Annotated in this window: 17 protein-coding genes; 7 read left to right on the top strand and 10 right to left on the bottom strand. The window is 61.8% G+C overall.

Going from position 1 to position 17,562, the window contains the following annotated elements; translation table 11 throughout:
- The first annotated feature begins 82 nt into the window (after window positions 1-82).
- Both JK176_RS08515 and JK176_RS08510 read left to right on the top strand, forming a co-directional pair.
- The gene (locus JK176_RS08515; RefSeq protein WP_211587498.1) at window positions 83-1,495 is read left to right on the top strand and encodes a sugar porter family MFS transporter; all 1,413 of its coding nucleotides are present in this window, start codon (window positions 83-85) and stop codon (window positions 1,493-1,495) included.
- 4 nt (window positions 1,496-1,499) lie between these two features.
- Entirely contained in the window at window positions 1,500-2,891 is a 1,392-nt protein-coding gene (locus JK176_RS08510; protein ID WP_194261457.1) for an MFS transporter, read from the top strand.
- Here the strand turns inward: JK176_RS08510 and JK176_RS08505 are convergent.
- A complete protein-coding gene (locus JK176_RS08505) occupies window positions 2,860-3,528 on the bottom strand; it encodes a methyltransferase (RefSeq protein ID WP_211587447.1) in 669 nt (222 codons plus the stop codon). The two genes, JK176_RS08510 and JK176_RS08505, sit on opposite strands and share 32 nt — an antisense overlap.
- A complete protein-coding gene (gene ubiA, locus JK176_RS08500; protein WP_211587446.1) occupies window positions 3,525-4,442 on the bottom strand; it encodes a 4-hydroxybenzoate octaprenyltransferase in 918 nt (305 codons plus the stop codon). The genes JK176_RS08505 and ubiA overlap by 4 nt, the downstream gene beginning before the upstream one ends.
- 36 nt (window positions 4,443-4,478) lie before the next feature.
- Between ubiA and JK176_RS08495 the strand changes: the two genes are divergently transcribed.
- The 4 genes from JK176_RS08495 to JK176_RS08480 all read left to right on the top strand — a co-directional run bounded on the left by JK176_RS08495 (window position 4,479) and on the right by JK176_RS08480 (window position 8,290).
- Window positions 4,479-5,225 carry a 16S rRNA (uracil(1498)-N(3))-methyltransferase gene (locus JK176_RS08495; protein WP_211587445.1) on the top strand — a complete coding sequence of 249 codons (747 nt, stop codon included), beginning with the start codon at window positions 4,479-4,481 and terminating at the stop codon, window positions 5,223-5,225.
- A 73-nt stretch (window positions 5,226-5,298) separates the two neighbouring features.
- Entirely contained in the window at window positions 5,299-6,675 is a 1,377-nt protein-coding gene (locus JK176_RS08490; protein WP_211587444.1) for a glutamate--cysteine ligase, read from the top strand.
- Window positions 6,676-6,703: 28 nt separating this feature from the next.
- Entirely contained in the window at window positions 6,704-7,660 is a 957-nt protein-coding gene (mbfA, locus tag JK176_RS08485) for an iron exporter MbfA (protein WP_211587443.1), read from the top strand.
- 3 nt (window positions 7,661-7,663) lie between these two features.
- Complete coding sequence (locus tag JK176_RS08480; RefSeq protein WP_211587442.1) at window positions 7,664-8,290, top strand: outer membrane lipoprotein carrier protein LolA; 627 nt, start codon at window positions 7,664-7,666, stop codon at window positions 8,288-8,290.
- Window positions 8,291-8,294: 4 nt separating this feature from the next.
- On the opposite strand, the gene rsmI is transcribed toward JK176_RS08480, so the two are convergent.
- Complete coding sequence (rsmI, locus tag JK176_RS08475) at window positions 8,295-9,128, bottom strand: 16S rRNA (cytidine(1402)-2'-O)-methyltransferase (protein WP_211587497.1); 834 nt, start codon at window positions 9,126-9,128, stop codon at window positions 8,295-8,297.
- A gap of 149 nt (window positions 9,129-9,277) precedes the next feature.
- Between rsmI and JK176_RS08470 the strand changes: the two genes are divergently transcribed.
- Window positions 9,278-10,573, top strand: a complete 1,296-nt coding sequence (locus JK176_RS08470) for a penicillin-binding protein activator (RefSeq protein ID WP_211587441.1) — start codon at window positions 9,278-9,280, stop codon at window positions 10,571-10,573.
- An 84-nt stretch (window positions 10,574-10,657) separates the two neighbouring features.
- Here the strand turns inward: JK176_RS08470 and JK176_RS08465 are convergent, their stop codons facing one another.
- The 7 genes from JK176_RS08465 to pdxH form a co-directional block, all read right to left on the bottom strand.
- Window positions 10,658-11,041, bottom strand: coding sequence for a hypothetical protein (locus JK176_RS08465; RefSeq protein ID WP_194261450.1), 384 nt, complete (start codon window positions 11,039-11,041; stop codon window positions 10,658-10,660).
- A 165-nt stretch (window positions 11,042-11,206) separates the two neighbouring features.
- Window positions 11,207-12,121, bottom strand: a complete 915-nt coding sequence (locus JK176_RS08460; RefSeq protein ID WP_211587440.1) for a lysophospholipid acyltransferase family protein — start codon at window positions 12,119-12,121, stop codon at window positions 11,207-11,209.
- Window positions 12,118-13,101: a tetraacyldisaccharide 4'-kinase gene (gene lpxK / locus JK176_RS08455; RefSeq protein ID WP_211587439.1), complete on the bottom strand. Its 984-nt coding sequence runs from the start codon at window positions 13,099-13,101 to the stop codon at window positions 12,118-12,120. The genes JK176_RS08460 and lpxK overlap by 4 nt, the downstream gene beginning before the upstream one ends.
- A complete protein-coding gene (locus JK176_RS08450) occupies window positions 13,098-14,963 on the bottom strand; it encodes a glycosyltransferase N-terminal domain-containing protein (protein ID WP_211587438.1) in 1,866 nt (621 codons plus the stop codon). Before JK176_RS08450 ends, lpxK begins: the two co-directional genes overlap by 4 nt.
- A 64-nt stretch (window positions 14,964-15,027) precedes the next feature.
- Window positions 15,028-15,756, bottom strand: a complete 729-nt coding sequence (locus JK176_RS08445; protein WP_211587437.1) for a polysaccharide lyase family 7 protein — start codon at window positions 15,754-15,756, stop codon at window positions 15,028-15,030.
- A gap of 47 nt (window positions 15,757-15,803) precedes the next feature.
- Window positions 15,804-16,688 carry a universal stress protein gene (locus tag JK176_RS08440; RefSeq protein ID WP_194261445.1) on the bottom strand — a complete coding sequence of 295 codons (885 nt, stop codon included), beginning with the start codon at window positions 16,686-16,688 and terminating at the stop codon, window positions 15,804-15,806.
- A gap of 47 nt (window positions 16,689-16,735) precedes the next feature.
- Window positions 16,736-17,338 carry a pyridoxamine 5'-phosphate oxidase gene (gene pdxH, locus JK176_RS08435; protein WP_211587436.1) on the bottom strand — a complete coding sequence of 201 codons (603 nt, stop codon included), beginning with the start codon at window positions 17,336-17,338 and terminating at the stop codon, window positions 16,736-16,738.
- Window positions 17,339-17,562 lie beyond the last annotated feature (224 nt).

Genomic DNA, 17,562 nt, shown 5'->3' with positions numbered 1-17,562 from the left:
GGACCGTCTGTTTCCGATTTCGGAACATTCGGTTCTGTTCTCCTCGCCGGTATGAGGGGATATGTTTGGGGTGACTAAGGGTATGGTTGGGATTGCTGCGTCTTCCAGCGAAGGTCTGTCGACAGGACAGACCCGCAGCACCGCACGGGCGACAACCCTTGGTATTCTGGCAGCGTTAGCGGGACTGATGTTCGGTCTTGATACCGGCGTTGTCGCGGGCGCCCTTCCTTTCATTGCAACCGATTTTCATGCGGGCGACGTTCTGCAAGGCTGGATCGTGTCCTCTATGATGGCAGGGGCTGCGGTTGGGTCGCTGTTTGCTGGTCGGATTTCGGTTCGGTTCGGGCGAACGGGCGCGATGCTCGGGGCCGCAATCCTGTTTCTGATCGGCACACTGCTTTGCGCTCTTGCTCCGGGCGCTGCGATCATGATCGTAGGCCGGATTTTTCTGGGGCTTGCGGTCGGTGTCGCGGCATTTGCAGCCCCGCTTTATATTTCCGAAATCACGGTTGAATCCGTTCGCGGAGCCATGATTTCGTTTTACCAACTCATGGTCTCTCTCGGGATTTTTCTGGCTTTCGTCTCGGACAGCCTGCTGGCTTCGGGAGGGCACTGGCGTTGGATGCTGGGTATCATGGCGGTCCCGGCCAGTTTCTTTCTTGTGATTGTTCTGATCCTGCCGCACAGCCCGCGCTGGCTGATGATGCGGGGGGAAACGGAGCACGCACGCCGGGTTTTGCAGAGCCTGCGATCCGATGAGGAAGTGGCGGAAGCGGAACTGGTCGATATTCAGTCGCGGCTCCAGAAAAGTAGCGACGCGGGGATCGGGCTTTTCAAAAGCAACCCCAATTTCCGGCGGACGGTTTTTCTGGGCATGTTGCTTCAGATCATGCAGCAGCTCTCGGGCATCAACGCGCTCCTGTATTATGCGCCGCGCGTGTTTCAGGCCGCGCATTTCGGAACGAACGCAGCCATCTGGGCGACAACCCTTGTTGGGTTGACGAACATGGCATTGACGGGTGTTGCGATCGCCTGTGTCGATCGCTGGGGGCGGCGGCCGCTGCTGATCCTCAGTTGCGCGATTGCTGCCTTTTCTCTGGCCGGCGTTGGAACACTGCTGGCTGTCGGAGCGAACAGTTTTGAATCCCAGCTTCTGCTCTGCGGGTTTGTGCTTCTGTTCGTCGCCGGGTTTGCCATTGGCGAAGGGCCACTGGTCTGGACGCTGTGTTCTGAAGTGCAGCCAACGCGGGGACGGGATTTCGGAATTGGCTGCTCGACCGTGACGAACTGGGCCGCAAACTGGGCCATCTCCAACGTGTTTCCGCTCGGCATGGCCATGATGGGGGCGTCGGTGACGTTCCTGATGTTTGCCCTCTTCAATGGTCTTTTCATCGTTGTGACCGTATTGTTCGTTCCCGAAACGAAAGGCGTCTCGCTCGAAAAGCTGGAGGCCAACCTTTTTGCAGGCATGCGCCTGCGTGATCTGGGGCGCTGATACCATGACGACCACGACAGAAGACGAGCAACAACACGAAGAATACGACTCCAAACGCCATGCTGGGCTCTACGGGGCGCAGAGGGTCAAGGCGATGTCGGCCGTTCTTCTGGCGCTTCTTCTGTCGGTTCTGGATTATGCGATTGCCAATGTGGCTCTGCCGCTGATCGCGGTGGATCTGCATGCGTCATCGTCGCGGGCCATCTGGGTCGTGAATGCCTATCAGCTTGCGAATCTGTCCTGTCTGTTGCCGCTGGCCTCTCTGGGCGCGCGCGTGGGGTTCGGACGGCTGAGCCAGTTCGGGATTTTCCTGTTCCTGATTGCCTCCGTGGCCTGCGCGCTTTCGCAAAATCTGCTGGAATTGACGCTGGCGCGCGCCTTACAGGGCGTGGGCGGGGCCTGCATCATGAGCGTGAACATTGCGCTCGTTCGCTTCATCTATCCGCATAATGAACTGGGGCGCGGGATTGCGCTGAACGGATTGTTCGTCGGAATCGGCGTGGCGCTCGGACCCACTCTGGGGTCTCTGATCCTGTCTGTTGCGACGTGGCCCTGGATTTTCTGGATTAATCTGCCACTGGCTCTGGCTGCTCTGGCGCTGGCACATGCGGCGCTTCCCCAGACTCCACGCAGTGATATTCCAACCGACGTGGTCGGCTCGCTCCTGACGGTGGCGTCTTTCGCCCTGACCGGCGTGGGGCTGGATGGGCTGATGCACGCCGATTTCGTGTCCGGTGCCGCAGTCACGGCTGCGGGTGTGCTGTGCTGGGCGATGCTGCTGCATTATCAGCGTGAGCGACTTGAACCGATCGTGCCGGTCGATCTTCTGGCGCGTCGCCCGTTTCTGCTGGCCTGTCTGGTTGGATTTCTGGGGTTCGTGGCGTCCAATCTTTACATTGTGGCGATGCCTTTCACGTTGGCTACGGCATTTCATCGCGGGGCGGGAACGATCGGCCTTCTGATCGCGCCATGGGCGGTGGGTGTGGCAACGATGTCCTTTGTGGTCAGCCGTCTGGCCGACCGTTTCCCGGCGTCGGTTTTATCGTCAATCGGACTGTTCATTACGGCGAGCGGTTTTTGTCTCCTCTGGTTCCTGCCGACGGATGCAGGCAACTGGGATATCGCCTGGCGGACGCTTTTTGCCGGATGTGGCTTTGGACTGTTTCAGCCGCCCAACAACCGCGCCATCATGGTGACGGCCCCTCCCGGACGGGAGGGCGGGGCAAGCGGTATGTTGTCTGTTGCACGATTGGCAGGACAGACGACGGGGGCGCTGCTCGTGGCGGCACTGTTTACGATCTTCCCCCATCCGGCCTTTATTTGCCTCGGGGCGGCCATGACCGTGGCGCTGACGGGATCAATCCTCAGTCTGGGGCGGAAGTATCTCGCAGCCTGAAGAGTGTGGTCGCGCGTTGCTCCACGCTTTCCAGTTCCTGCGTGACGGAGACGGACTGCCGGACCAGCACTTCAAGCGGCATTGATGGCGCATAATGCCGACCCGGATCGCAGAGCCAGACCTCACAGGTTTTCGAACATTCCAGAAGCCACGGAATAATGCGTGAGGCCATGGCTTCGTTGTAGCAGACGTCCCCGATGACCAGCAGGTCACAGTCCGGGACCGTGCCGATCAGATCGCCCGGAAGTGGCGTGACGGTCGCGTGGTTCAGGCCCGCGTTGAGGGACGTTGCTTCAAGCGCCATGACGTCGATGTCGTTGGCCTGAACGGACGCCGCGCCGGATAGGGACGCGGCGATGGCGGCCAGTCCGCATCCGCAGGCCACATCCAGAACGCGACGTCCGCGCACATGCTCGGGATTGTCGAGGATGAAGCGGGCGATGAGCTGGCTTCCAGGCCATGCGAAGGCCCAGAAAGGCGGTTCGATCCCAATCTGTTCGAGATAGGTCTCGCTGGCCTGCCAGATCGGGGTGATTTCCGTGGCCAGATGCAGGGAAATCTCAGTAACCAGTGGGGCCTGTTCAACGCATGTATTGTCGCGGATGAAGCTGACGGGATCGCCCAACGTGGTGATCATCCAAGCACTCTTGCCGCGACGAAACCTGCGGCCAGCACGAACCCGATGGGCACGTTGCGGCGAAACTCCTTCAGACATGCCGGAGCGTCATACGGGTGCAGTACCCGGACCTGCTGGAGCAGCATGGCCGTTGCGATGGCGAGGAACGGCCAGAAAATCCAGTGCAGATGGGCGTGGATACCGACGAGCGCCAGAGCCAGAATCATGAGGCTGTAACAGGTGCCGATGAAGGAGCGCGCGTTTTTTTCCATCAGGCGCGAGGTGGAGCGCACACCAATGCGGGCGTCGTCGTCCATGTCCTGAAAGCCATAGATCGTATCGAATCCGAGCTGCCACAAAATGACGGCGCCATAGAGCAACAGCCCGTTGCCATCGAGCGTCCCGGCTGCTGCGGCGTATCCCATAGGGGCGCCGAATCCGAAAGTGAACCCCATAACGAGCTGCGGCCACCAGGTAACGCGCTTGGCCGCCGGGTAGAGCGCGACGAGCAGAAGCGCGAGCGGGGCGAGGGCCCAGCAGACAGGCGGCAGGCAGACCAGAACGCCAAGTCCCATCAGCAGCAGCACGGCCAGAAGCAGTAGCCCCTGTTTCAGCGACAATGCCCTGCTGGCGAGGGGGCGGCCTGCGGTCCGGGCGACTTGTGCGTCGATGTCGCGGTCCCAGATGTCGTTCACGACGCATCCGGCCGAGCGCATGACAAGAGAGCCGAACGCAAACAACGCCGTGTCGATCAGCCGAGTCTGGAGAGAGGCGCCGGGAGCAAGGAACAGGCCCCACACGCCCGGCAGGAACAGAAGCCATGTTCCAACCGGGCGGTCGAGACGGGCTAGCAGCGCATAGGAGCGCCACGGCTCGGGGAGCCGGGCGATGCGGCCGGTCAGATGGATATCGGTATGGGCGCGGGTCTGGCTCATGGAAAGATGTGATGCTGTGTGGACGTGCTTCCGTCAATGGCCGAGGCGCGCTATCGGAAAAGGATGAGCCGATCCGATCCCCGTCTTTATGTGCCTGCGTCTGAAACAGCTTTCGTGGAAGGCCAGACCGTGTCGCTTCCACCGGGGCAGGCGCATTATCTGGGCAACGTCATGCGTCAGGGCGTGGGAAGTCCCGTGCGTGTGTTTAACGAGCGCGACGGGGAGTGGAGTGCCGAGATTGCGGCTTTGAAGAAAGACCGTGGAAGCATCCTGCTGCAACACCGCGAGCGGGACCCCATGCCGACGCAGGGCGTGGAACTGCTGTTTGCGTCGCTCAAGCGGGATGCGACAGAGCTCGTGATCCGCATGGGCACGGAACTCGGAGTGACGCGTTTTCGACCCGTCGTGACGGAGCGCACCAATACGCACCGGCTCAATCTGGAGCGGCTGGCGGTGATTGCGACGGAAGCGGCCGAACAGTGTGAACGGCTGGATGTTCCTGAAATTTTGCAGCCTGAGACGCTGCGTGTCGTGCTGGCGGAGTGGCCTGAAGATCGCCCGCTGTTTGCCGCGCTGGAGCGCCGTCCCGGCGAGCAGACGGGCTTGCGGGCCGCTGCTCTGCTGATCGGGCCGGAGGGCGGGTTTTCTGATGCCGAAGTGGAGATGCTCCGGCGGCATAGCGCCGTTCATGCGCTCAGTCTGGGGCCGCTCGTGTTGCGGGCGGAAACGGCCGTGTGCGCGGGGCTGGCCCGTCTTGCGGCGGGAGCCGAGGGCGCTGCCTGAGGGTGACAGAACCGTCGGACATGCTACAGTTCAATCATTATCGAACAACGAATTCAGACCGAGGCCAAACGTCATGTCCAATCCCGGCACGTCCAATACTGCGTCGATCGAAAGCCGGGCGCAGCTCGTCGAGGCGATCTCACGGGGTTGCAAGCCGAAATCTGAATGGAAGATCGGGACCGAGCACGAAAAATTCGGCTTCATTCTTCCGCACGATGCTGACGGACGCGATCCTCTGTCGCCGCCGCCTTACGCGCCGCGTGGAATCGGGGCATTGCTGGAGAAGCTTCAGGGGCCGGATTGGTCGCCGATCATGGACGGCGAAAACCTGATCGGATTGAAAGGGCAGAACGCACAGGCTGGGCGGGCAATTTCGCTTGAACCGGCCGGACAGTTCGAGCTTTCGGGTGCGCCGGTCGTGTCGCTTCAGGAAACGGAAGCGGAGATGCAGGAGCATTATGATCAGGTCCGCGGTCCGGCTGCAGAACTGGGGCTGGGCTTCCTGCCGTTCGGCTTTCAGCCGCTCTGGTCGCGCGACGCAATGCCGTGGATGCCCAAGAGCCGCTATGCGATCATGCGCAACTACATGCCGAAAGTCGGCACGCTTGGCCTCGATATGATGACGCGGACCTGCACGGTTCAGGTCAATCTCGATTTCAGCGATGAAGCCGACATGGCGCGCAAAATGCGCGTGTCGCTGGCCCTTCAGCCGCTGGCCACCGCGCTGTTTGCGAACTCCCCGTTCGTTGAGGGCAAGGCCAACGGGCTTCTGTCCAACCGTGCGCGGATCTGGACCGATACGGACAACCAGCGTTCGGGGCAGCCTTCGGTGTTCTTCGAGAACGGGTTCGGCTTTGAGCAATATGTGGACTGGGCGCTGGACGTGCCGATGTATTTCGTCTCCCGCGACGGAAAGAACCTCGACGTGGCAGGCTGCTCGTTCCGTCGCTGGCTGGCTGGCGACATTCAGGAACCGCTGAAGGGCCTGACACCGACGGTTGGGGATTTTGAAGACCATCTGACGACGGTTTTCCCGGACGTGCGCCTCAAGCAGTTCCTTGAAATGCGTGGCGCGGATGCGGGGAAGCTGGACATGATGGTGGCGCAGTCGGCCCTGTGGGTCGGCCTGCTATACGATCCGGCAACGCTGGAAGCGGCGGAAAAGCTGGTGCGCGAACAGCCCTGGAGCGCCTATCAGCAGCTTCGGGCCGACGTGCCGCGTCTGGGGCTGGATGCTGCATTTCCGGGTGGGCTGAAGCCGTTGGCCAAGCGCGTGGTCCAGCTTGCGGAGCAGGGGCTGCGGGCGCGCGTGCGGAACGAGGCCAGCTATCTCGATCCGCTGCATCTGATTGCCGATGGTGGTCCGAATCAGGCGCAGCACTGGCTGGATCTGTATAATGGTGCCTGGGGGCAGAGCGTGAAGCCGCTCTTTACCGAAGCCGCCATCTGATTTTTATGAGACAGGACCTGCTGCCTACGTGACGAAACTTTCCGAGCTGACCGAACGCGAAATCCTTGCACTGGCGATCGCCAGCGAAGAAGAGGATGGTCATATTTACGCGGATTTCGGCCAGATGCTGGCGGAAGACTATCCCGACAGCGCCGCTATTTTCCAGGATATGGCGGAAGAGGAAAACCATCACCGCCGCGCACTGATCGACCTGTTCGTCCGGCGTTTTGGCAATCACATTCCGCTGGTCCGGCGGCAGGATGTGCAGGGCTTTCCGTCCCGCAAATCGGCCTGGCAGATGCAGAATCGCGGAATTGAGGCGATCCGGGCGCAGGCTGCCGACATGGAGCGACAGGCGGCAAGGTTTTACCGTCAGGCCGCCGGACAGACCAATGATGCCGAAATCCGCAAGCTTCTGGGCGATCTGGCGACGGAAGAAGACCGGCATCAGCGCGAAGCGCGACGCCTTGAAGACGCGCATCTGAATGACAATTCCCGGGATCGCGAGGACGAGCACAGTCGCCGCGATTTCGTGCTGCGGATTGTCCAGCCGGGTCTGGTCGGGCTTATGGACGGCTCCGTCTCGACGCTGGCGCCTGTGTTTGCAGCGGCGTTTGCAACGCACAGCCCCCATGCGGCTTTTCTGGTCGGGCTTGCGGCATCGCTGGGGGCCGGAATTTCCATGGGGTTGGCGGAAGGGCTCGCCGATGACGGCAAGCTGTCCGGGCGAGGAGCGCCGCTTCTGCGTGGGCTGATCTGCGGAGCCATGACGTTCGGCGGTGGCATCGGCCATACGCTGCCGTTTCTGGTGCCGGATTTCCGTCTTGCTTTCGGCGTGGCGCTCGTTGCGGTGGCGATTGAGCTTTTGCTCATTTCCTGGGTACGCTGGCGCTATCAGGACACACCGTTCGGCTCGGCCATGGTGCAGGTTTTCCTTGGCGGGGCTCTTGTTTTTGCAACCGGCGTGCTAATTGGCAGTTCCTGAGACATGATGAATCGTTCCTTTTTCCGCGCGGCCGCTCTGACGGCGCTGTTTCCTGTCTCCCTGCCTTGCAGTGCTTTTGCACAGACGGCTCCCGTGCAGCTTCGTCCCGCGGATCAGGGATGGGTGTCCCGCATTGAAGACACGCTCGGAAAGGTGACGACGCTTCAGGCGCATTTTCGTCAGACGGCTGCGGATGGCAGCGTGACAACTGGGACGGCGACGCTCGACCGACCGGGTCGGATGCGTTTCGATTATGACAAGCCAAGCCCGCTGCTGCTGGTCGCCAATGACGGTCGTGTGGTGTTTCAGGACCGCAGCGTCGATCAGCTTACGACCCTTCCGCTCGACCGTACCCCGCTCGGACTGCTGCTGCGGCCTGAGTTCAAGCTTTCAGGCGATGTGACTGTAACAGGATTCGAGCATCGGGACGGACAGATCAGGATTCAGCTTGTCCGCACGCAGAGTGCCGGTGAAGGCAGTCTGACGCTCGTATTCTCCGATGCGCCTCTGGCACTGGAAGGCTGGAGCGTCGTGGACGCGCAGGGGCGCACGACCACGATTGCCCTGTCCGATGTGCATCTCGGCGGAGATGTGTCGCAATCGCTGTTCGTGCTGCCGAAAGCGGACTGAACTTTCAGTGTTTCAGTTCGCGTGAAAGCTCCAGCGCGCGGGCATAGACCGTGCGTTTGGGCAGCTTGACGATGCCCGCGACCAGAGCCGCCGCGTCCTTGACGGAATGGGTGGCAAGAGCCTCCCGCAGATGCGTGTCCAGATCGGCCGCGCCACTGTCGTCTTCGGCGGACGGGCCGATCAGCAGCGTAATTTCGCCGCGTGGTGTCGTCATGCGAAAATGTTCCAAAACCTCTGCGAGAGTGCCGCGCACCATTTCCTCGAACCGCTTGGTGAGCTCGCGTCCGACTGCCGCTTCGCGCTCGGGACCGAACACGTCGATCAGGTCTTCGAGACTCTCGACCAGCCGGTGCGGCGCTTCGTACCAGATCAGGGTTGAGTGCAGACCCGCCTGTTCTGTGGCGCGCAGGGTGGAAAATCCGGTTTTGCGAGCTTCGCTGCGTGGAGCCGGAAACCCCAGAAACATGAAGGGCAGGGGGGGCAGGCCCGAAAGCGTCAGGGCGGTGATGACGGCGTTCGGGCCGGGAATGGCCGTGACGTGTATTCCGGCTGCAATGGCGGCGCGGACCAGTCGGTAGCCGGGATCGGACACCAGCGGCGTACCCGCGTCAGAGACGACGGCATAGCGGGCACCTTCCTGCAGTTTTTCGATCAGGAACGGAGTGCGGTCCTGTTCGTTATGGTCGTGCAGTGTTCGGGTCGGTGTGGCAATATTGCGCGAAAGAAGGAGTTTTGCCGTAACGCGCGTGTCCTCGCAGAGGATCGCATCCACGGTGCCAAGGGCCTCGATCGCGCGTTCGCTGATATCGGCCAGGTTGCCGATTGGCGTTGCAACCAATATCAGACATCCACCTTCGGCCTGGCCCTGCGCTGGCAGGGGGGCGGCCGGTAACGTTTCAGCCGCATCGCTCAAGGGAGTTTCAGCGGAACATGACTTTTCGGACATCTGCATCCTCGGTGACAAACTCAGGGACGTATTGTCGTCCCTTGAGCCGTCTGCGCAAGGGTGTAAGCACCGGCCTTGCCGCGGGAACCTTCCTGACCCTTGCCGCCTGCTCGGGTGGCGGGTCGTCTTCCGTGCCGGGTGTGGGCGGTATTCCGGGCGTTTCCGAAGGGCCGGGAGCCCATGATGTCGGGCTGATCCTGCCGCTGACGGGACGCAATGCGTCTTACGGCATGCGGATGCGCGATGCGGCAAAACTGGCCCTTTCCGCCAAGGGGTCTCCTGCACTCGACGTTCATGACACCAATGGTCCGGGCGGGACGGAACAGGCCGTGCGCGATGCGCTTGCGCGGGGTGACGCCATTCTGCTGGGCCCTCTGACCGCTACCGAAACTGCCGCCGCTGCACCGCTCGCGATCAATGCAGGCAAGCCAGAGCTTGCCTTCACCAGCGACTCCACGCAGGCCCGTCCGGGCGTCTGGGTGATGGGACTGACGCCAGAGCAGCAGGTGCGCCGGATGGTCGATGCCGCGCGGGCGACGGGGCGCAAGACTTTCGCGGCTTTCCTGCCGGACAATGCTTTCGGTCACGCTATGGGAGACGGGTTGGCCCGGGCCTGCCGGGATGCCGGGTTGAAGGATCCGCAGATCGTCTTCCATACAATGGATGCCCAGAACATCGACGACGGGCTGAAAACGCTGTCCGCCATCGAAACACGTCAGCCCGCTGCGCCAGTGGTTGTGGAGACGCCGTCTGGCCCATCTGCAATTGACCCGACAGGTGAGGCCACTCCGGACGCTGCTGCTCCAGCGGGGACTCCATCTCCCGCCCCCACGCCTGCGGCGCAACCCGCGCCGATCCCGCCGCCGCCATTCGATGCTCTGGTGCTGGCTGATACCGGGCTGGAGCTTGGACGAGTCATCACCGCGCTTCAGGCCGATCATATCGATTCGTCGCAGGTGCAGATCATGGGGCCCGCGCTGTGGAAGGCCTTTGATGGCAAGCTCGGCGCGCTGCATGGCGCCTGGTATGCAGCCCCCGACGCGCATGACCGGTTAGGCTATGTCGCGCAGTATCGAGCCCTCTACAAACAGGCACCGTCGCCCGTCAGCGATTTTGCGTATGACGCGGCGGCTCTGGCTGGCAGTCTGATCCGGCAGGGCGGTGTGACGGTCGAAGCTTTGACGCGCCCGGATGGTTATATGGGTGTGGATGGCCTCTTCCGCCTGCGGCCGGACGGACATGTAACGCGGGCGCTGGCGATTTATCAGATCCAGCGTGGTGGTGGTGCGCGCATCGTGGTTCCGGCTTCCCGGGATGTGGCGATTCGCCCAAGCTAAGGCTATATTTTTTCAAAAAAAAGCGCGTCCGTTCTTTGAACGGCGCGCTTTTTTATGTCTGATCGAGAAAGCCCTGGTGCAGGTTTAGGCGGCGCAGGTCTCGGCGAGCGGCAGAACCGGGCGGATCACATGCAGGGCGAGCTCGAAGCTGGCATAGCTGCCCAGTTCATGATCGCGGATCTGATCGATCAGCACCCAGCGCATACCCTGTGGCCGCAGCATGTAAGCGGGATCGGGATTTTCACGGACCCAGACCAGAACATGATCGACAGGTGCGCTTCCGTCCACATTGATGATGTCGTGGGAAGCATCTGCGATTTCTGCATCGAAAACACCCATACGCTGTCCCGCTTCAAGCCAGCGCAGCAGATATTCGCGATGACGCGGCAGCAGGCCCTGTCGCAGAGGCACGATATTGCTCGTGCTGCGGCTGTGAGAAAGGTCGTGAAGGTGAGCCACCTGCGCCATCAGGAAGTCCTCATCAAAAAGCCGGGCAGGGCACCCGGGCCGTGGTGATGAGTTCAGGCTAGGGTTCAGAGGGGGCGTTTCACAATCTTTAATAACGTCTGAAGAAGGTTTTGCGACACAAACCATCCCTACTGTGGCAAATCTGCCATGCTGTAAACGCATAGCTCAACAGGATGTTGCCATATTCCGGTACAGGGATTTGTCCCAACGACGATGCAGCCAGAGCCAGGAGCCCGGGATTTCACGGATCCAGGATTCAAGACGGTCGTTGAAAAGCTGCGTCAGGGCGAGGACGTCTTTTGCGCGATCATCCGTTTTTTCAGGCGAAAAGGATGGATCAACCACAAGCACGAGTCTGGCAGGTCCGTCACGGCGCACATGGCCGGTGACGATCAGGGCATCATGTCTGAGGGCGAAGACTGCGGCGGCGGATGCTGTCATGGCGGAGCGTCCGAAAAGGCGGGCTTCGATTCCGTCGTTCATTTTCTGATCGCCCAGAACGCCCAGATGACCGCCTTTGGAAAGGTGTTTCAGGGCTGAGCGTGCGCCTTTGGCCCCTTTGGGGAACATTGGCACGTCTTGCCCCATGGCCTCCTGACGCAGGCTGTGGATCAGACCGTCGACGCCGGGGTTGCTGGCCGCCCGATAGAAGGAGGCGAATGGCATACCGTAGCGCGCAACGATCGGCGGCATGAGTTCCCAGTTGCCGATGTGGCCGGAAAAGAAAATGACGGGTCGGCCTGAAGCCTTTGCGGCTTCAAGATGTTCCGCGCCCTCGACGCTCCATCCTGCACCGGAGGGTGTGTTGTGTTTCAATCGGCCGATATGGGGAAACTCGCCGACCGTCCGGCCCAGATTGTCCCAACAGTCGCGCACGATACGCCGTCGAGCGAGGGCGTCGAGTTCAGGCATGGCGAGTTGCAGGTTCCGGTCCGCGATTTTCGAGACCGGCAGTGCTGGTCCGATCGTTCGAGCCACTCCCCCTCCAAGATTCGAGGCTGCGGCTGCGGGAAGGGCACGGATCACGGCCAGAAGTCCACGGATCAGCAAGGTTTCCGAGCGGTACAGAAAGGATGTCATGGAGTGCTGAACAGCAGATCGAGAAGGCGTTCGGGCGCTTTCGGATCAGCCCAGAGCAATTCTACGCTGATAACCTTCACCTGTGTGCGGAATGGAAAGGGCAGTTTCACGGCATCCTTCGGGGTCGTGACCAGTGTGGTGCCCGATTCCCGGCTGAGGGCTTCAAGGCGCTGAATATCACGAGGCGTGTAGATATGATGATCGGGGAACGGGAGTGCGCGGATGGGTGTGACACCAGCGTCCCGTAGCATGTCGAAAAATTTTTCTGGGCGTCCGATTCCCGCGAACGCCACGATCCGCCGTCCCTGAAGAGTGCGGATTTCAGGGCCGGGGACCAGTCTGGCCTGTGCGGTCAGGAGATGGCGCGGAAATGTCGGGAGCAGGTTGTGCCTGTCGTCTCCGATGACGACGACGGCCTGTGCGCGGGAGAGGGCGTCCGGGAGGGGTTCGCGGAGCGGACCTGCGGGGAGGACGCATCCGTTGCCGAAACCCGTTATGCCGTCCACCACCAGAATGGAGACGGTCTTGTGCAGCGTCGGATTCTGGAAGCCGTCATCCATGACGAGGCAGTCTGCCCCCTGACCAATAGCGAGACGCGCGGCTTCAGCCCGGTTGGCGCCAATCCATGTCGGCGCGGACTGTGCGAGGAGGAGGGGTTCGTCGCCTACGTCGCGGGCGGTGCTGCGTCCGGGATTGACGTCGATGGGGCCGCGCTCACGTCCGCCATGGCCTCGGCTGAGGATATGAGGATGGTGGCCCCGGTCTTTGAGGCGCTGCACGAGGTCGAGGGCGAGAGGAGTTTTGCCTGTTCCACCTGTGGTGATGTTGCCGCAGCACAGAACCGGAATGGGAGCATGAAATGTGGGCCGCCTGAGGCGGCGGCGGGTAAGGGTCGTGGCGACGAGAGAAAGCGGCCTGAGGAGACGGGCGGTGAGACTGCGCCTCGGATGCAGCCAGAAACGGGGTGGGCGACCTCTCATCGTTCAACCGTTCTGAGGATACGGTCTCGCAGGACGCTCACGACCGAGCGCTGCAATCCTGTGGTCCTGACGGGCGGGAGAGGGGATTTGAGCCATCGTGTGAGACACTCCACATCGTTCACGATCTGGATGGTATCAGAAATGGTGGCCATTGCCTCCCGCCAGTTCTCCATTTTCGGGCCGGTTGCTGTTGGAACTTCCAGACGCAGCGGTTCGAACGGATTATGGCCGCCCCCTTTTCCGGTCAGGGAATTTCCCAGAAAACAGCGGTCCGCCAGTCTGTAGAACAGGCCGAGCTCGCCGAGTGTGTCGGCCAGCCAGACAGGAGTCTGGGGCGTCGGTTCCTCGCCGGCAGAGCGGCGGGGGAGTTGGAAACGCTCTGCCAGTTCCGCGCCACGGGCGGGATGGCGCGGAACAAGGATGGTTAGAAGATCGGGTTGAAGGGTGCGGGCGCTTTCGGCGGCTTGAAGGACGAGGTCCTCCTCACCCGGATGGGTGGATGCGGCAACGAATATTGGACGTTCCCCAAACAGGGCCTTCAGACGGTTATATTCCGCTTCGTCATAAGCAAGGGGCGGCGCATCCTGTTTGAGATCGCCGTCTTCGTAGACTGGAGAGGCTCCAAGTGCGCGAAATCGCGCTGCATCTTCAGGGCCGCGGGCTGCTACCCAAGAGAGACGTCCCATCATGCGCCGTGCAGGGCCACGCAGACGGCCCCAGCGTCGGGAGGAGCGGTCCGACAGGCGTCCGTTGACCAGCATGACGGGAATGTCCCGGTCCGAACAGGCCGCGATGATGCCCGGCCAAAGCTCGCTTTCAACAAACACTGCCCCTTCGGGTTGCCAGAGGTTGAGGAAGCGTCTCAGCCATCGGGGCACGTCATGCGGAATGAAGCGATGGATGATCCGCTTTCCGAAAAGCGGGTGGCGCGCGACGATTTCGCTCCCTGTAACGGTTGCTGTCGTGAAGAGGAGTGTCAGTTCCGGTCTGGCGTCGAGCAGGGCCTCGGCCAGTGGCAGGGCGCAGAGGGTTTCGCCAACACTGGCGGCATGAAGCCAGAGAATCCGGCCTGCGGGGCGACGGGTGTCGCCCAGCCCCATGCGTTCACGCAGACGATCGGGGAGTTCACGACCCTTCTGCAACCGGATGCGGAGCATGACAGTCAGGGCCGGGGCCAGCAGGGCTCCGGTCAGACGCCACAGATGCTCGCTCACGCCAGATTGGTGATGCCGCTGAATGCTCTCTGCTCGCCCTGAAAGAGTATTCAGTGCGTTCTGGAGGTCAGGGGCGCCCGGTTGGAAAAGGGGTTCGCCCAGAATGAGCGCGCCGCGTCCGAAGGGGAGCGGGAAGGCGAGACCGTCCCACGAGGGCAGACGCAGACTCGTGCAGGCCATGCCGACCGGCACCACGGCGCATCCGGCAAGGCGCGATAAGGCCACGGCGCCGGGCTGGACGTGCTCGGCTGGTCCGCGTGGGCCGTCGGGAGTGATGCCCACGATCGCACCGCCCTGCAGTTCTTTCAGGGCGGTCCGTAAAACTGCAGCGCCGCCTTTGTTCTTGCCGTTCTTGCTGGAGGAGCCGTGGATACCGATAATACCCCATGGCCGGACAACATCGGCAATCAGCATGCCATCCGGATTGCGGGAAATCAGCACCCGTAATTGCAGCCGTGGCTCCTGCGATCTGGCCCAGAACCAGAGTGCGGGACTGAGCGTCAGGGACCGGTGCCAGAAAGCAACCACCGCCCCGTTTTGGGGCGTGAGTAGTGTTTCGATCGCACGGGGAGAGCCGCTGACCTGCCAGCGCGTGGAGCGTAGGCAGAGTCCCAGCCACAGGCGGAGCAGGCGTGGAGACAGGGTCATGTCGCGTCGGGTAGCACGCGACGTTACAGGGGGCAAAGACCGGGCATTTCGACAGGCAGAACCATCACGCTGCCGGATGATTCATCTCAAGGGATGTGAACGTTACGCGCGCTGAGTCGCTGTGACAGGGCATGTGCCACCCGGTCTGCCCGGCAACAGCCTCGAACCACATAGCGGGAGCCGTTGCGGCGGCGGGCATGGCGAATATATTGCGGGTTCCATTTACGACGATGAGCAACGTTCCGTTGGGTCGGGAAGAGAGACCATAGCTGACGCTGCGGTCGGGATAGATGGTCCCGGCAACGACGCGGCGCGTTTCGGTACCATTATGAATGACGGCAATGACTTGCGAACGCTTGCCGTCCGCGATCAGTTGTACGACCGGTCCCTGCGCGCTCTGGATCTGGCCGATGATGACGCGCTGATTGGTGGGCCATGTATCGATATGCAGGGTGGCGGTCATGTCCGCCGGAGTCTGCTGGGAATACCATGCCGTCCCTTCGCGCAGCACGGTCGCGGGGGCCGTTTGGCCGCGGATGGACGGCTGGAGCGCATCCGTCCGCAGGGTAATAGCGCCGGTCGCAGCATTCTGCTCATAGAACGGGCTGCGATAGCCCTTCGCGAGCGTAGTGCCGGGAACCAGGCGCAGTTTGAGGCGTGCCTGCGGTTCCTGAAGGGTAAAGCCAACAGCCTGAGGTGGAGCGTGCGTGTCCATGGCCGATGCGGGAGCCAGCGCGGTGCCTGCCAGCGTGAGGGTCAGGCAGGTGGCGCAGAAGAGGCGGGGCAGGGACATGGGACGGTTCCTTCAGATCAGCAGGCAGTAAGCGGCAACAGGCGTGTTCAGCGGCTCATGAGAACCGTGATCTGGGCGTGCTCCAGAATATGACGGGTGACACCGCCCAGAATCATCTGCCGCAGGCGTGAATGGGAATAGGCCCCCATACCGAGCATGTCGGCATTGAACTCCGTGGCAGCGTTCAGCAGGCCCATACCGATGTCCCTGTTGACGGCCTCAAACTCACGGGATGTGGCGGAAATGCCGTGCATCCGCAGATAGGTCACGACCTCGTCTGCCCCCGGACCGCGGCGCTGATAGTCCTGACAGGTCAGAACCTGCACCGCTTCGGCCTTGTGGGCCCAAGGCAGGATGCAGCGCAGGGCCAGCGAGGCTTCGGGCGTTCCGTTCCAGGCAATGGCGATCCGTCTGCCAACCGATTTTGGCGGAGACGGTGGTGCAATCAGCAGAGGGCGTCCGCTGTCGAACAGAATGGCATGCAGCGTTTCGGAAGCACGCGGGTCGCCGTCCTTGGCAAGATTCGGGACCAGCGTCATATCGGCCAGACGCGAGCGCCATGTCAGGGAGTCGTGTTCTGTCCCGTTAAGAACGTCGAGACTCGCACTGACGCCTTCTCCGGCCGAAGAGCCGATTTTCGAAGGCTCGATACGACGGATGCCATGTTCGTGAACAAAAGCGTCGAAAGCCCTGCGGATCTTGATGGCCCGGTGTTGCGCCTCGGTGATGGCGGTGTCGATCATTTCATTGACCATACCCGCCGAGATCCCTTCACCGGCCAGCGTCGCGACTTCGGACGGGTCCGATCCGACCACGACCGCGGACAGATGAGCGTCGAAACGGCGCGCGAAGTCCAGCGCGACCGACATGACGGCGTCCAGTTCATAGGTGCCGTTCAGGGGGAGAAGGATGTTCTTGATGTCGATAAGCATGGGTGAAGGCTCCCCGGCCGTAATTTTGTGACGTCGTTATGATGTATTTACGGATAAAGTCGTGTGACGTTCCATTGGTTTCCATCACGCGTCCACACAGCACGATCATGCAGCCGATAGGGACGGTCCTGCCAGAATTCGATGGCCTCAGGCAGAACGCGGAAACCGGACCAGTTGGCGGGACGGGGGATCAGGCCGTCGCCATATTTTTCGTCCGCGGCCTTCAGGCGCTCCTCGAATGTGCTGCGCTCGTCGAGCGGGCGGGACTGGTCGGAGGCAATGGCTCCGAGGCGCGACATGCGGGAGCGGCTAGCGAAATAGGCATCGGCTTCGGCTGCAGTAACGGCTTCGACTGGCCCCTCGATCCGGACCTGACGGCGAACGGACTTCCAGTGAAACAGCAGAGCGGCGTGCGGATTAGCGCGCAGTTCACCGCCCTTGCGGCTGTCCAGATTGGTGTAGAAAACAAAGCCCCGCTCATCCACGCCCTTGAGCAGCAGCATCCGCACGGACGGATGCCCGTCAGGCGTTGAGGTGGCGACGGCCATGGCGTTGGGATCGTTTGGCTCGGCGGCCTTTGCATCCGACATCCAGGCTGCGAACAGGGCGAAGGGATCGGCCTTCAGATCAATCAGGGGGAGGTCGGACATCGGGGGCTCCTTGGAAGCGAGATCGGCTGACGGACCGGTGCAGGGCCGCTTGATCTGTAGTCATAACGCGACTGACGCGTTGCAGCTATCGCGCGGCTCATTGGAGTGGCGTTTGCGGATGGTAACGCAGCAGGGTTGCGTCAGGCGCATTCCTGTTGTCGGAAAAATCCATGGCTCCAATATCCGACGGCGACATCTGGATGACTGAAAGAATGCTCGTTTCC

It is taken from the genome of Gluconobacter sp. Dm-73, from assembly GCF_018256215.1.
GTDB lineage: Bacteria > Pseudomonadota > Alphaproteobacteria > Acetobacterales > Acetobacteraceae > Gluconobacter > Gluconobacter cadivus.
The sequence above is the reverse complement of the archived record's forward strand: the minus strand, read 5'-3'. Positions and strand labels throughout refer to the sequence as shown.